The 1,438-nt window shown below is 69.4% G+C and carries 1 protein-coding gene; it reads right to left on the bottom strand.

The features are described from left to right. Nucleotides 1-142: 142 nt before the first annotated feature. Nucleotides 143-1,375 carry an IS701 family transposase gene (locus AC061S_RS44390; RefSeq protein ID WP_478691567.1) on the bottom strand — a complete coding sequence of 411 codons (1,233 nt, stop codon included), beginning with the start codon at nucleotides 1,373-1,375 and terminating at the stop codon, nucleotides 143-145. Nucleotides 1,376-1,438: the final 63 nt, after the last annotated feature.

The raw sequence follows: 1,438 nt of genomic DNA, 5'->3' as shown, positions 1-1,438 counted from the left end.
CTAGTAGGACTGCGTTAGGTCGTGCTGGGTCTGGTGCGTTCGCGCAGGTGGGTGGTCTCGGGCAGGGGGCGGTGACAGGTGGTGCAGATGCCGGTCCAGCACCGCAGCAGGTCCTGGAGTGCGTCCAGGACCTGGTAGAGGGTCAGGCCGGCGTGACGGCTTTTGGGTGGAGCCGGTGCTGCGTGAGGAAGGCATGGGCGGCGGTGACCAGGGTGACGTGGTGATGCCAGCCGGCCCAGGAGCGTCCCTCGAAGTGGTCCAGGCCCAGGCCGTGCTTCATTTCCCGGTAGTCGTGCTCGATGCGCCATCTGATCTTCGCGAGCCGGATCAGCTCGGCCATCGGCGTGGATTCGGGCAGGTTGGACAGCCAGTAGCCGGTGGGCGCCTCCTCGTCCTGGGGCCACTCGAACAGCAACCACTGTGCGGGCAGCACCCCGTCCCAGCTGCCCTCGCGAGCGACGGCGGCCTGCTGCACCAGGCGGCGGGCCCGCACGCCGGCCGGGCGGACCCGTAATGCCAGGAAGCGGGAACGCATCGGACCGCGGGAACCCTCACGCCAGGTGACCTCGGTGAACGCCTTCCGGCCGGCTTCGGTGGCCAGCGCCGCGACCCGCTTGGGCGCCTGCCGGTAGCGCGCTTGCGGACGCCTCCCGTTGCCTGACCAGGGCGGCGTGACCGGCTCAGCGTTGCCGGGGTGGACGGTCACGTCGCTGCGGACCGCGACCACGTAGCCCAGATGGCGCGTGTCCAAGCCGGCCCGGAACTCGGCGTTCTGCCCGTAGCCCGCATCGGCGACCACAACCGGCGGAGTCAGGCCCCAGCCGGCCAGTTCGTCGATCTCGTCCAGGGCCAGGCGCCACTTCTCGCGGTGCCCGACCTCGACGGGCATACCGGTCTTCGTGCGCCGGCCGTCATCGGCCGCCCACTCCTCGGGGACGAACAGACGCCAGTCCAGGGGGCACGACGCAGCGTCGGTGACCGCGTGCACGCTGACCGCGACCTGGCAGTTCGCCTGCTTGCCCAGGGCCCCGCAGTACTGGTGGGCGACCGCGACCGACATCCGGCCGTCCTTCGGGAAGGACACGTCGTCGACCACCCAGGCATCCGGGCCGATCAGCGGCACCATCCGCTCCGCGATCCGCCGCCGTACCGGCACCGGGTCCCACGGGGACTGGTTCACGAACTGCTGCAAGTTCTGCTCGTCGCCGTCCGGCAGCCGTCCCACCATCGCACTGATCGACTTGCGGCGACCCTCCAGCATGAGTCCACGCAGGTAGCAGTCACCCTTCTCCCGCTGGTCCCGGCGGGGCACCGACGCGAACACATCCGCCACGAACCCCGCCAACTCAACCTGCAGACCCCTGATCTGACGCATATCCACACGTTCAACGTGCTACCGGAAAGCTTGATCGGGAAGAGCTAACGGAGTCCTACTAGT

This window comes from Streptomyces sp. CA189 (assembly GCF_056428985.1).
This window is presented reverse-complemented; position numbering and strand designations above follow the sequence as displayed.

Excerpts from the sequence above, each read along its gene's own strand:
- AC061S_RS44390 (WP_478691567.1), bottom strand. The coding sequence starts at position 1,375 with ATGCGTCAGATCAGGGGTCTGCAGGTTGAGTTGGCGGGGTTCGTGGCG.